Annotated in this window: 9 protein-coding genes and 2 pseudogenes; 7 read left to right on the top strand and 4 right to left on the bottom strand. The window is 58.7% G+C overall.

Annotated elements, in window-relative coordinates; genetic code table 11:
* Positions 1-444 precede the first annotated feature (444 nt).
* The 3 genes from EN818_RS30175 to EN818_RS30165 all read right to left on the bottom strand — a co-directional run bounded on the left by EN818_RS30175 (position 445) and on the right by EN818_RS30165 (position 4392).
* Positions 445-1416, bottom strand: coding sequence for an ornithine cyclodeaminase family protein (locus EN818_RS30175; RefSeq protein WP_095518433.1), 972 nt, complete (start codon positions 1414-1416; stop codon positions 445-447).
* Entirely contained in the window at positions 1413-1589 is a 177-nt protein-coding gene (locus EN818_RS32975) for a hypothetical protein (protein WP_189367578.1), read from the bottom strand. Before EN818_RS32975 ends, EN818_RS30175 begins: the two co-directional genes overlap by 4 nt.
* Before the next feature lie 1555 nt (positions 1590-3144).
* The gene (locus EN818_RS30165; protein WP_095518437.1) at positions 3145-4392 is read right to left on the bottom strand and encodes an acetyl-CoA carboxylase biotin carboxylase subunit family protein; all 1248 of its coding nucleotides are present in this window, start codon (positions 4390-4392) and stop codon (positions 3145-3147) included.
* 239 nt (positions 4393-4631) lie between these two features.
* Between EN818_RS30165 and EN818_RS30160 the strand changes: the two are divergent.
* The 7 genes and pseudogenes from EN818_RS30160 to EN818_RS34385 form a co-directional block, all read left to right on the top strand.
* Positions 4632-5584 (top strand): annotated as a pseudogene (locus EN818_RS30160) (IS630 family transposase).
* A gap of 698 nt (positions 5585-6282) precedes the next feature.
* Positions 6283-7284, top strand: a complete 1002-nt coding sequence (locus EN818_RS30155) for an L-histidine N(alpha)-methyltransferase (RefSeq protein ID WP_128363620.1) — start codon at positions 6283-6285, stop codon at positions 7282-7284.
* Between the two features lie 42 nt (positions 7285-7326).
* Complete coding sequence (gene ectB / locus EN818_RS30150; protein ID WP_128363621.1) at positions 7327-8622, top strand: diaminobutyrate--2-oxoglutarate transaminase; 1296 nt, start codon at positions 7327-7329, stop codon at positions 8620-8622.
* A gap of 319 nt (positions 8623-8941) precedes the next feature.
* The gene (locus EN818_RS30145; RefSeq protein WP_128363622.1) at positions 8942-10300 is read left to right on the top strand and encodes an MmgE/PrpD family protein; all 1359 of its coding nucleotides are present in this window, start codon (positions 8942-8944) and stop codon (positions 10298-10300) included.
* 59 nt (positions 10301-10359) lie between these two features.
* Positions 10360-10983 (top strand): hypothetical protein, encoded by a 624-nt coding sequence (locus EN818_RS34055; RefSeq protein ID WP_245518923.1) that lies wholly within the window; start codon positions 10360-10362, stop codon positions 10981-10983.
* The gene (locus tag EN818_RS30135; protein ID WP_095518436.1) at positions 10973-12943 is read left to right on the top strand and encodes a recombinase family protein; all 1971 of its coding nucleotides are present in this window, start codon (positions 10973-10975) and stop codon (positions 12941-12943) included. The genes EN818_RS34055 and EN818_RS30135 overlap by 11 nt, the downstream gene beginning before the upstream one ends.
* Before the next feature lie 206 nt (positions 12944-13149).
* Positions 13150-13285 (top strand): annotated as a pseudogene (locus tag EN818_RS34385) (ATP-binding protein); the annotation flags it as partial.
* A 287-nt stretch (positions 13286-13572) separates the two neighbouring features.
* Here the strand turns inward: EN818_RS34385 and EN818_RS30130 are convergent.
* The coding region (locus EN818_RS30130; protein WP_128363623.1) for an aldehyde dehydrogenase family protein at positions 13573-13694 on the bottom strand (122 nt) is incomplete at its 5' end.

The raw sequence follows: 13694 nt of genomic DNA, 5'->3' as shown, positions 1-13694 counted from the left end.
TGACGACCTAGCCCAAGCGGCTTTCGATGATGAGGTCGCGCACGACCTTACTTGTGGTTGGATGCCGACGAGCATGTGGCGCGGCCTTCCTGCGCAGCACGGCGTGCACGCGGCGGTAGCCATAGGTCGGCAGCATCTCAATGATTGATCCCGGGGACCAGTTTCGCCACGGGCTCGGGATGGCGGCCAATTCCGCCTGATCCACGGCCCTTCGAACGCCCCGCGATGTTGGAACGAGGTGACGCAATCGTCTCGCATACTACGTTCATCGCCAAACATCCTTTGGCCACCGGAAACATCTCTTTCTTGAGCCCGCCGCCGCTTCTTTTTGCCAGCAGGTGCGGCAATTCGCGCACATGGTCCTGGAGCGCGCGAAAGCCCAGCCCGAGATGCGCCTTATGGCCGGCTTTGGGTTGAACTCTCTTCGTCGGCGACTCAAATGCCCTAACGCTGCAGCCCGACGCCTCGACCGGTTCGAATAGCTATCTCGAACAACGCGCTGGCGACTGCAAGGTCGGCAAGGGCAAAGCCCGGAAATAGAAAGAGTGTGCGCTGCCTTGAATCCGAAGAACGGCCTCGCTCAACTCCGCTCGCCAGCATTGCCAAATCCGAATCAAAGGGGCCGGGATAGGCGAGCTTGGATTGGTTTTCTGGATCCTCCGCCTGGGCGCGATCGTCCACGACCCGAAGATCGAATACGTTGAAAGTTTCGACGCGCCATGACCGACCGAGGTCGACCGCGCTGACGAAGCTGCCTGGACGCAGTAGGGTCGCATCGAGGAAGGGTGTGAGCGTAGCCGTCCCGGGCACGGTCGTTATGACGATGTCACAGGCGAGCGCGTCATCTGCCATCGTGGTTTCGCGGCTTTGCAGACCCTTCTCTCGTGCGATGACAGCTAACCGGCGGGCTGAGGTCACGGTACGATCGAAGCAAACTGCTTCGGCCAATCTGGGGAAAAGATCGTACATTGCATCAAGATGCCCAAGCGCCTGTTGGCCGCAGCCTACAAAGCCGATGGATGCACTGTCCGGGCGTGCAAGATATTCCGCCGCAAGTGCCGACATGGCGGCGGTGCGTAAAACTGTGAGGCTGTTGCCATCCATGATAGCCAGAGGTTGTCCAGTATTAAAATCACTGAGGATAATAAGACCGTTAACGTTCGACAGCCCTCGTCCGGAATTTTCAGCTGCGATGCCGACCCATTTGGCTGCAGCATAAGGAGGCTCGGGCGAGGCTGCACACAGCGCTTGAAAGAAATGTCCAGGAGCGATTGCGAGGGTCTGTTTCGGACGCACTTGAACTCGGTGTTGCGCGTGCAAACGGAACGCTCGCGCGAGGCTCAGGCGTAGATCGGCTGGGTTGGGCCTAAGGGCCGCGATTTCAGCCCCGCTCAGGTAAAGCAACTGATCATTCATAGCCGACTCTCCTCAGCAATCGCCCAGGCGCATGGCTCACCACTCGCGAGCTTCTCGGGATACTCTTTTCCTGCTTCAGCCATCTTCTGCCCCTGTTGTATTTTCTCGACCATGAATCCCGCGGCGACGCCAGACTTACCATAGGCGCCGCCGAAGATCGGGTTCTGGTTCATTCGGTGGATGGTCGCATAGTTCGGCCTCTCCAGACGACGTCGCAGTTGTTGCGCTTGGCGAGCAGTCCAGTCCGTGCTCGAGGAAGCACATCAGCGCCTGCCGGGCGCTGCCAAGTACCGCGACCTTGTCAAACATCAAGTTGACGGCCTCCTGCACGCGGCGATCAGGATCCTTCTCAAACCGGTCACCGACCTTCGCGAAACCCGACGGGGTTGCAACGACGAGCGCGAGGAGCCTCATCGTAGCGCCGAGAGTGAGCGCGGGAGCAGAAGGTCGAGCTCATACTCGTTTGAGGCTCCCCTCAATTCCGGCAGCAATCGGTCATTGCCCTGGCGTAGCTCATAGACTGTCTCCTGATCGATTAGCACGGTGTCGACCTGGCACATCTAGATGAGTTGCTGCCGGTCGCGGTTGTTGCGGGCAAAGCGCGAGATCTCTTCCTGTGCCGCAAACCGCACTCACCTTGCCAAGGCAGAGCTCGGCGACCATCCGGTCGAAACCCGCGCGTGCGGTGCCGCCAGCGGCAGAGTCACCGAGACCGTCATTGATCGTCTCCATGGGGGACCAGCCGAGCGCCGTCAGGTGGTCGTGCATTGCATGTTGAAGCATACTGCTCTCGCGATTGTGCAGAATCCGATGGGCGCGCAGCCGCCGGCGCGTTTCTTCCGGGAGCCGCCTGCCACGCGTCACCGGAGTCGTCTTCGTGGCGGGCTGATGGAGAACAGATCGAACTGGGGTGTCGTCAGCTGGCGCGCGTGGGACACCCACACCGTGCTGACCGCCTTGCGCACAGGCGATGCCTGCCGCCTCTGTCGGCAGCGTCGGCGCGCTCCCCGGCACCGGCACCTAGATCCGTCGCAACTGAGCGCGGCGGCGGATCTGGGCGCTCTTCCCGCAGATCGTGGCGGGAGCACAAGTTCTCGACCTTGGCGGGAATGGGACCGATGAGGGCCTCCTTCTTGCGTAAGGATACTGTCGATGTCGGGCTCTTTGGCCCTATCGGCAGATCGGCCGCCGAGGTTCGCGTCTTCCCCAGTTGGGACGTCTTCTGGTTGATCCCGGATCGCTCCGCCAGCGCTCTCAGGCTCTCTTAATTAGGCGGGCGGCGACCAGCTCGCCAGTTGGCCGAAGCTCCAATGGGTTGGCATCGTCACGGCTGGCGTCCACGCGGATTCCCTCCACCGGCATTACACGGCTTCAGCGGTATTATGACCCTGTCCGACTCCCACCGGCACCACCGCTCAGACGGCTCCGTTGAGGCCGCTACCCTCATGCCGAGCGGGTCTCCCCTTTTACCCGTATCACCCTTCCGACGTGCAGTGCCCTAACCCGGCGGATCGAACGGGTGCACATGTCGATTGCTTCCTTGTTCAAGCGGCCTTCCCCGAAATTCAGCTGGGGTCGGCATCCACATTATCACTTTCGAGGCCTGCTCAGGCTTCACTCACGTCACGGCCCATCGGATTGCTCAACCGCCCAAGGCGGCCACGCCATCGGGGCGCACTGAATTTTCCAGGCTAGTCTCCTCGCGACTCCGGCTGGCAACATCGTCTGCTAAGGATCCGCAGATTGTTCCGTTTCGGTAGACGACGGAAACGGTTCGATCGACCAACCGATTAAGTCGACGGCACGCTGCAGTACAGCCTCCGTCTCAGCATGGCTCGGTGAAGCAGCGATGACATGTCCAATCGTGTCTTGGTAATCGCCTTGCCTGACGATCGGTGTCTTAGGTCCTACATAGAATTTGATCTCGGCGACACCTGATACTGCGGCTGCCCGATTGTCGCCGTGGATCCAATCGAGGATGCCATCGCGATCAGCAACCAGGAACCGAGCGGCCGCGGCATTCGATTGCCTTTTGTGCAAATCCCATTCGTCGCCGATGACAAGCTTGATGTGCTCGGTGATGAGATCGATGCCGTAAGCCAGCTGAATCAGTTGGGGAGCGGGCGTGCCATGAAGCCGCGGATTGACTTCAATGACGACTGGGCCACGCTTCGTCCACCGGAATTCAATGCCCGTTGGCCCCCAGCCAAGGCCGAGAGCTCGCAAACAGCTCAGCAAAACATTGGCGATACGCTCATGCTCGTCATCAGTCAGCGGGGCCGGAATGATGCACTCACGAGCGACGAAATACGGCAGAGGGCCGCAATCACCGGTGCCAATTCCAATGATCTGATCTCCCATTATGTCGGCCCAATAAATTGGGCCTTGTGCGAATTCTTCGACCAGTATCCTCGGGGGGGACCGCCATATGTGCTGCCCGCCCAACAGATAGGTCGTGTGTTCGGCCAACTCAACGACATTGCGGCACAATCGGACACCGCTGCTGCCGCTGCCTACGGCCGGCTTAAGAACCACTGGCAGGCCGATCTCCACGGCAGCGCTTTCTACTTCTGTCGCATTCGCTGCCAGGCGATAAGCCGGTATTGGAATGCCGGCCTCCGCGAGGAGCTGACGTTGAGTGAATTTGTCGCGACATTGTTCGATGGATTCGGGGTTCGGTCCCGGTAGATCGAAATGCCGGCAGAGCTTACCAACTGTCGCGTAGAACTGGTCGCCGGCGCACGTGATGCCAGCAATGTCATAGGTGGTCTGTAGCCGAGAACATTCGCCGATCAGCGCATCAAGATCATCTGTATCGACACAGATTGCTCTAATTCCTTCCGCCGCAAGAGAGTCGTACCTAGCTGGACCAGCCGACAAGACAATTGGATGAAGGCCAAGACGCCGGGCAGCTCGGACGTACAGCGGACTAGTATCCCCTATGCCTTCAATCAGGATGAGCGCTCTTTCTAACATTGCTGTTGACTCCACGTTGCTGCTGTGCGGCCATGCTTGCGTAACCAGCATCAGCTTTTTAACCGCGCTGACCTCAGACCTATGCGCTGAATGTACCATCGGTAATGATCTGCGATCGCAAAAGTTCTGAGAATTGGTATAAAGAATCTGTTGCAACGCTTTGACAAGTTGGAGTCTAGAGCGCGTCTGTGATCGATGCTGTGACGGCTGCGTTTTGTGCTGATTCAAACATCCCCTCGATGGAGGTGGACGATGGGGGAGCATTGAGCGTGGATCTTCGGTTGCGGGTCTTGAAGGCTTCGCACGAGGGCATGTCGGCGCGCAAGCGGCGGCGCGGTTCGGCGTGGGAGTGTCCAGCGCGATCCGCTGGATTGCGCGGGCGAAGATCGGTGAACTGGGGCCACGCCCGCAGGGCCGCCGCCGCGCCTCCAGCCTCGAGGCGCATGAAGCCTTCATCGCCGGGCTGATCGGAGAGCGCAAGGACATCACGCTGAACGAGATGGTGGAGCGGCTCGTCGCCGAGCAGTCGGTGCGGATCAGCCACAGTGCCTTGAGCGCCTGGCTTCGCGGCCACGGCTGGACATTCAAAAAAGTCCGCGCACGCACTGGAGCAGGATCGCCCCGACGTCCTGAAGCGGCGCCGGGAGTGGTCCGACGCCAGCTCGATCTCGATCCGACGAAGCTCGTGTTCATCGACGAGACCGGCCTCTCTCCACAAAGATGGCTCGCCTGCGTGGAAGAGCGCCGCGGCGAGCGCTGCCGGGCCGGCGTGCCGCATGGCCACTGGAAGACCACGACCTTCACCAGAGCGCTGCGGCTGACGGGCATGACTGCGCCCTTCGTCTAAGACGGCGCGATGAACGGCAACGTGTTCCTGGCCTATGTCGAGCAGGTGCCGGTCCCGACATTGTCGGAGGGCGACGTAGTCGTCATGGACAACCTGCCCGCTCACAAGGCCTCAGGCGTGCGCGACGCGATCGAGGCCGCAGGCGCGAGCCTGCTCTACCTGCCGCCCTACAGTCCCGACTTCATTCCGATTGAGAACGCCTTCGCCAAACTCAAGGCGCTGCTGCGAGCAAAGGCCGAGAGAACCATCAAGGCTCTGTGGAACGCGGTCGGCGTGGTCGTCGACCTCTTCACCCCAGCCGAATGTGCCTACTACTTCAAAGCCGCAGGATATGAACCGGATTAAACAGGACGTGTTCTAGGCGACGATAGCCGCACCGACGTTGTGGCGTAGCGGCATCACCGCTTGGCCGCCGTCCCTTGCCACCCAAAGTCTGATGGCTGAAGCGGTGACGCGCCGCGTTCCGCACAGTGACGAAGGTAATTAACGACGTTGCGACCGCCAAAAAAATAAATAGGGCCATCGGAAAACCTACCTGCGCCAGAACTGACTCTCAAACCGCGCCTTCGTAGCTATCAGGCCATCATCAATGCCGCTTTGCGAGGTTGGCAGAAACTCATCTCCGCGCCCGAAACCATCACGTCGATCGGAATGCGCGAATGGCAGCACATCGGTCAATCCCAAGACTCTTGGGATAACTTCGCTGGCCGTCACTGTGCCGGCCTGTCGATAACTTTACGATGTCAGTCAGGTCAGTGCCGTTGGCAAATCCGATCACCATTCTTGATAACACGCCGGGCAACTGACACCTACTGTCGGGTTTGTCGAATCCGCGACACAATGGTTTCGGCCTGGCTGCCTGCTGCAGGCCCGTTAAACCATTGAAGGGAACTGAAAATAACTTCAGACGCTCCCCTCAGCGCAATTGGCACGACTTTTGATCTCCCTCTTCGTGAAACGGCGGGAGATTCCGACCGATATCGTTGATTGTAACCTCAATAAACCTTATCGCCATTACACCGTTATTTAGTGGAGCTATCTCTATGGCGCGAAACCACACCGGCCCTGCAGCGGCCACAGGCAATAAATATGAAATTATCGGCGCCGATGTTCCTGATGAAACTTTATTCAGGGGTGACCTATTGGTGGCGTCCCTCTCGGAATCGCCGCGTAGCGTGAACTCCATCTACTATTACGACGACACAGGATCACTGTTGTTTGAAAGACTGTGTAAAGAGGAAACCTATTACTTATTCAGAACTGAACGGGAGATACTCGCCGAGTACTCAAAGACGATTGCCGGAATCACAGGTCCTGTCTCTCTCATTGAGCTGGGATCCGGGAACGCCGAGAAAACAACTCTGTTGATTGATGCTTACGTGGAAACGCATGGCCTGACCTTTTACGCCGCCGTCGACATCAATCGCTCGATTTTGGAGAGAGCGGCTGAAAACATTCTCTCAGTGTCATCGGATTTGAACTTCTTAGGGGTGGTCGGGACTTACCAAACCGGGCTCGCAGAGATCACGAGCCTGGTTGGTCCAAAGCTTTTATTTTGCCTGGGCAGCACGATCGGGAACATGCACGACGACGAGTTGGATAATCTTCTCCGATCGGCGCGCTCGGCCCTGTCTCCTGGCGATTATTTTTTGGTCGGGATAGATTTGGATAAAGAAACGGAGATCCTGGAGGCGGCTTACAACAGTCAGACCGCTATTCTGACCAACCTATGTGTTCTACAACATTTGAACTGGCGGTTCAGTGGAGACTTTGATTTATTCCATTTTCGACATGTGGCATTTCACAATAAATCGCTGCATCGCATGGAGAGCCACTTGGAGGCTATGCGGGCTCAATCGATCAATCTCCAAAGACTGAAATTCTCGTTTCATCTAGAAGAAGGAGAGATGATTAGGACTGAGATCATGAGAAAAGTTCAGATAAATGAGTTTAATGACCTTTTTTTCAATTACGAATTTCTGAATGTCAAGTATTGGACCGATCGCAACCAGAAATATGCCTTAATTTTGTTTAAAGTTTCGTAATACATGAATTGAATTCCTCACAACACGCCACGGAGACATCGCATGAAGGAAGACATTGAATCGGAAGTGCGAAACTACTGTCGCTCCTACCCTGCAATGTTCGCCGAAGCGAAGGGCAGTTATGTAATTGCCCAGACCGGTGACAAATACCTCGACTTTCTGGCCGGCTGCGGGTCATTAAACTATGGGCATAATGACCCGGTGATGCAGTCTGCCCTACAAGACTATATCTCTAGTGACGGCATCGCTCTTGGGCTCGACCTCCGAACAAGCGCCAAACAGGAGTTTATCGACACATTCGAAGACTTGATTTTGCGCCCAAGATCGCTCGAATATCGCATTCAGTTCCCCGGCCCCACTGGCGCCAATGCTGTCGAGGCTGCGGTCAAGCTCGCACGCAAGGTTACCGGTCGCACCAACATTATCGCCTTTACAAACGCTTTTCATGGCTGTTCGCTCGGTGCGCTAGCTCTCACGGGAAATTCTTACCACCGAAGAGCATCCTCTTCCATGCTCCACGGCGTTCATCGTGCGATGTACGATGGCTATCTAGGCCCAAGCTGCGATACGGCCGAATCGCTTCGAAAGCTGCTGAGCGATCCATCCGGCGGAATAGACAAACCCGCAGCAATCATTCTCGAGGTGGTGCAGGGCGAAGGAGGGCTCAATGTGCCGACGCGCCGCTGGGTCAAAAACATCGAGCAGATTGCCCGACAGCATGGTGCGATCCTAATCGTCGATGAAATTCAAACAGGCTGTGGTCGCACAGGACCGTTTTTCGCGTTCGAGGCCTTCGATATTCGCCCCGACATGGTACTGGTGGCGAAGTCAATTTCGGGGTTCGGGCTTCCAATGTCTCTTGTCTTGCTGGCTCCCTGCGTCGACCTTTGGCGCCCTGGTGAACACACTGGAACGTTCCGCGGGAATAATCATGCGTTCGTCACTGCTACGGCTGCTCTTAGAGAGTATTGGCGCGATGAACACTTTGAGCATGAAACTGCTCGCAAGGGCAGGATTGCCAACAAGATCTTGTCTGAATTTGCCATCCCTTTCGGCTACCTCGTGAAAGGAAGAGGCCTGATGCTTGGGCTTGACGTCATCGACAGCAAGTTGGCTGCTCAGGTGAAAGCGGAAGCCTACCAGCAGAAACTCATTGTTGAGCTATGCGGGCCATCCGACGAGGTGATCAAGCTAATGCCGCCGCTGACGGTCTCGGATGAAGAATTGATCGCCGGAATTAATGTGCTTGTTTCTACAATCAGGACTGCTTTTTGCCCCGAACGAACGAATGAGGCTGTGGGCCGCAGCGGCGACAGTCGGATCCCATGGGGTGGGTGAAAGCGCCTGCTCCTTGACAGAGTGGAGTTGTTCACTCCCTCTGGAGACGACAATTCCTACAGCTTACGAAACCAAAGTACCGACCACCATCTGCGCCGATCTTGACGCAATTCTCGACCAAGCGAGCGGTGCGTAGCGACGATGTCGCGGGCTGTTGACGGGTTCTTCGCAGCTCAGGGAGAAACTCGGTCAAGGCGCCTCGCCAAGGCTGCTCCTCGCTTAAGGCATTTCCGCACACGAGCCGCTGCGCGACGATCCTTGAACTGTCGGCGAACCGTCAGGCAGCGCCTGTCGAATGAAAGTTGTGAGAGTTATCAACATGACCACCTTTTCCGAATTTACCGGCACTCTGACCTACGACGCCATTCCCGAAGAGGTCCGTGCCATTCTCAGGCGCAGTTTTGCAGACACGCTCGGCGTAGCGGTGGTGGGCGCAACCACGGAGGTCGCGTCGATCACCAGGAAGATCGCCGATCGCCTATGGCGCCCGTCTCCTGAAGTTGGCGCGGCCAGGATGATTTTCGACGGGCGCCCAGTCAGCCCCGCGGGGGCGGCCTTCGCCGGCGCCTTCACCGTCGACTCTATCGATGGCCACGACAACAACAGCCCCTGCAAGGGTCACGCCGGCTCGGCGGTGTTTCCTGCGCTGCTCGCCGTTGCCGATTCGCTCAGGGCCTCGGGCGCTGCAATCTCGGGCAGAGAATTCATGGTTGCGCTGGCCGTCGCCTATGAGGTTGCCTACCGCGCCGGCCTGACGCTTCACGGCACCGTCTCCGACTACCATACTTCTGGAGCGTGGACGGCAGTCGGCGTAGCTGCGGGTGTCTCCCGACTGCTGGGGCTCAGCCAGCAGCAGACGCGCCACGCAGCGGGCATTGCAGAATATCACGGGCCTCGAAGCCAAATGATGCGTTGCATCGATTTCCCCACCATGCTGCGTGACGGCGTCGGCTGGGGTGCGCCCTCAGGCGTCATGGCGGCCTATTTGGCCGAACTCGGCTTCACTGGCGCACCGGCGATCACGGCTGAGGGGGCCATCGCCGAGCCGTGGTGGCGTGATCTCGGAGATGCTTGGCGTGTTGCTGAAGATACCTCATACAAGCCCTATCCTGTCTGTCGCTGGGCGCATCCATCGATCGATGCCGCGCGCGACCTGATGCGTGACAACAGCCTTTCCAGTAAGGATGTCACGCGCGTCCGCATTCAGACGTTCCATTATGCCGTCCGGCTAGCCGGTCACAACCCGAAGACGCTGGACGAAATGAGCTATTCGATCGCTTTTCCGGTTGCGACGATGATTGTGCGTGGCAAAATAGGGCCGCAGGAGCTCTTGCCGGAGATTCTGCAGGATGAAGAAATCCGGCGCATTTCCGAGGCCACCGAGCTTGTCGAAACCGAGCACTACACTCGCATCAGCGTCGGCAAGCGCTGGGCTGATGTAACGCTCTACCTCAAGGACGGCCGAGAAATCATATCGGAGCCGCGCACCCCGAAAGGCGATCGCGACGATCCCATGACCGCGGAAGAGTTCCACACCAAATACGTCAATTTCACCACCGATTTGATCGGCAAGGACCGGGCCGACGAGATGGAGGCAATGTCGTTATCATTCGATAAATTGGACAGTAAAGGGCTGAGCCGTCTGATTGGCGTGATCGTTGCGCCACTCGATCGCTGATCTCGCCGCGGCACCTTAACGTTAACTGAAGACTGACGGAAATCTGCGATGTGACCCGCATGTTGAAGATTGTTCGTGATCCGCCCGGGGTCTGGAAGCCGAGCGAGGAATGTGGCCTGGCGGTGTTGAACAACACGACGAAAGAACGCCCACAGGACCGAGGAACGCAAGTTTCTTTATCCATGGCGTCCTTGGGCCGGGCGTTGTGTTCACGTTATGAGGTGATCGAGAAGGCCGACCGGGAGGTTTTCCGCTGCAGTCTCTCCGGCCACGCCTCCGATCGGTGGCTGGAAGTTCCGGCCTGGATGTTTGATCGCGCGGTCTGCACCGCGTGGCGCATTGCCGCTGCCCCACATGTCGATCCCAGAACGCTTGGCGTCTTGGTGACACTGCTGCAGGACGCGACGGCCAATTCCCACACCCCATCGCAATTGGAGGATTCGGGCGCAGCATCGGGTCCTCACGACGCGAATCGGGGAGAGGTCCATGCAGCGCCAGCCTACGACATATCAGTTCGATCTGTTTCCAACCCGCACGACGCGCAGACCGCGCAGATGCCACCATGGCAGGCGCTGCCGGAAGAGACGCGCCTGACGCTGACAAAGCTGATGGTGCGCCTGATCCTCGACCACGTCGACGGCGATCGCACCGTTCCACTGGAGGACGCGCGCCATGATGCATGAGAAGATCCGGCCCCACCCTCTGGAGCGCAAGGATATCCTTTATGTGCGGCAGTCCTCGGCCCATCAGGCTCTGCACAATCGAGAGAGCCGCGCCCTGCAGTATGCGATGCCCGATCGCCTGGTGGCACTCGGCTGGTCTTGCATCGAGACGGTCGATGACGATCTCGGCCGCTCTGCTGCTGGCGGTGTCGCGCGAGCGGGCTTCGACCGGATGGTCGCCGCAGTCTGTCTCGGCAAGGTTGGGGCGGTTGCGGCGCGGGAGGTATCGCGCTTCGCCCGCAACAGCCGCGACTGGCAGCAGCTCATCGAGATGTGCCGAGTCGTCGATACCGTGCTGATCGACCAGGAGACGGTCTACGCACCGCGCCAGGGCAATGACCGGCTGCTGCTGGGATTGAAGGGCAGTCTCAACGAGTATGAGCTCGATCTTCTGCGTCAGCGCTCCCTGTCGGCCCGCTATGAGAAGGCCCGGCGCGGTGAACTCGTCGTCGCTGCCCCGGTCGGCTTTGTGAAGGTCGGCGATCGGCTGGAGAAGGATCCCGATCGTCGCATGCAGGAGGCCATCACCCTTGTGTTTGACAAGGTGGCGGAACTCGGCAGTGCCCGCCAGGCCCTGCTCTGGTTCCTCGAACATGGGCTGAATTTGCCTGCCAAGCGCAACAATGGCGATGTGGTCTGGCGCAGGCCAAGCTATGCGACCATCCACCGAATGATCGAGAACCCGATCTACGGCGGCGCCTACGCCTATGGTAAGACTCGTGCTGCGTCGGGATATGATGCAACAGCCATTCGCTCGCGCAGCCGACGTAAGGCGCGAGATGAATGGCTGGCGCTGATCCCGGGTGCACACGAAGGCTACGTCGGCTGGGAAAGGGCGGAAGCGATCCGCAAGATGGTGAGCGACAACGTGCCCACGAGCCGGCATCACGGGGCGCCCAAGCCTGGCGACGCTCTGCTCGCCGGCCTTGTCCGCTGCCGGCGCTGCGGCCGCAAGCTGACGGTCCGCTACACGGGAACCAAGCACAACATTCCGCGCTATTCCTGCTGGCGTGGTCTGCTTGACAATGGCGAGCCGCGTTGCATGGCCTTCGGTGGACTACGCGTCGACGACGTCATCGAGGAAGCTCTTCTGCGGGTTGTCGAGCCGGGAGCGATAGCCGCGGCCGTCGAGGCCGAAGCGCAAGCGGCCAGTCGCCGCGATCAGGTCCGCGATGCTCTGATGCGTGATCGCGAGGCGGCACGCTACAGCGCCGATCGGGCGTTCAGGCAATACGACGCCATCGATCCGCAGAACCGGCTGGTCGCGGCGGAACTGGAGTTGCGATGGAACCGGGCGCTTACGCGTGTCGGCGAGATCGAGAGCAGGATTGCCGCGCATGATGCCTCGACATCGGAGCCATCACTTCTGTCGCCAATACACGTCACCGCGCTCGCCGCCGATCTCAAAGCTGTGTGGGCGGCGCCGACGACGGATGCAAGGCTCAAGAAGCGCATCGTTCGTACCGTCATCCGGGAGGTGGTCGCCGATATCGATGACGAAGCCTCCGAGATCGTTCTCCTGATCCATTGGGTTGGCGGCGTCCATACTGAACTGCGCCTGCCGAAGCGGCGCCGTGGACAGCGCAACAGCATGTCCGGCGATATCATCGCGGCCGTCCGCCAACTGGTGCTCATCGCCAATGATGATCTGATTGCCGGCATCCTCAACCGCAATGGACTGGTGAACGGCCACGGCAATCGATGGACACGCGAGCGGGTCACCGCGCACAGGTCGCATCATAAGATCCCTGTCTTCCGGCCAGCGGCGGACGGCAAAGAGCCGTGGCTTAACCTGAACAAGGCGGCGCGCCTTCTCGGCGGTTGCACCGAAGACCCTCAGGCTCGCCGCCGAGGCGGGCGAGATCGAAGGCGTTCATCCTCTGCCGGACGGTCCATGGGTCTTCAGCCGATCAACGCTTGACGAACCGGCGGCTCAGCGCATTGTTCATCGCGCGCGGCAAAACCCAAAATACCCCATGGGATCGCATCCAGATCAGCAAAACCTATTCACTTCAACGGCATAGACAGATGGGTGTTATGAAACAGGATTTAAGTCCTCCCGCCACTCGGCGATGAGGTGCGAGCGTGGTAGAGGCCGAAGAATGAGGGTATCCTGCGCTGCTTGGGGACAAAGCCATGACGTTGGCCGCCATTGACAGACTGGTTCATCACGCGACGATTTTCGAAATGAACGTCGAGAACCCCGTTTAACGGAAAATAGCGATGGCACGCCCGCGCGCTGGCCTCGGCCTTCGCTGATTGACGCGCCGCGATAAGCAAACGTCAGCATAGGTTGTCGCGCAAATGAAAGCGTGCCTCCCGCTTCAAACGGAGGCCGGCTTTTTTAGTGAGTTCAACGGCCCGCGACAAAAATCTCTCATCTGATTGACGCTCCGCGACAATCTAAAAGCCGGCCTCATTGACTCACCGCGACAACGACGAAGATACCCATTGCAACTCACTGATCAACAGGCCATCTTCACCAAATCGCGACCACCTAACTCTTGATCATGATCGTCGCGCTTCCCCTCACGCGGAATATAGGGACAATTACACGCTCAGGCAAATATACTTCATTTCAGTATAATGATCGATTCCGTATTTCGAACCTTCACGGCCTATTCCCGACTGCTTGATGCCGCCAAAGGGCGCAACCTCAGTGGAGATCAGCC

It is taken from the genome of Mesorhizobium sp. M3A.F.Ca.ET.175.01.1.1, from assembly GCF_004791945.1.
Lineage (GTDB): Bacteria > Pseudomonadota > Alphaproteobacteria > Rhizobiales > Rhizobiaceae > Mesorhizobium.
Note: the sequence above shows the minus strand (reverse complement) of the source record. Positions and strands in the feature narration are given on the sequence as shown.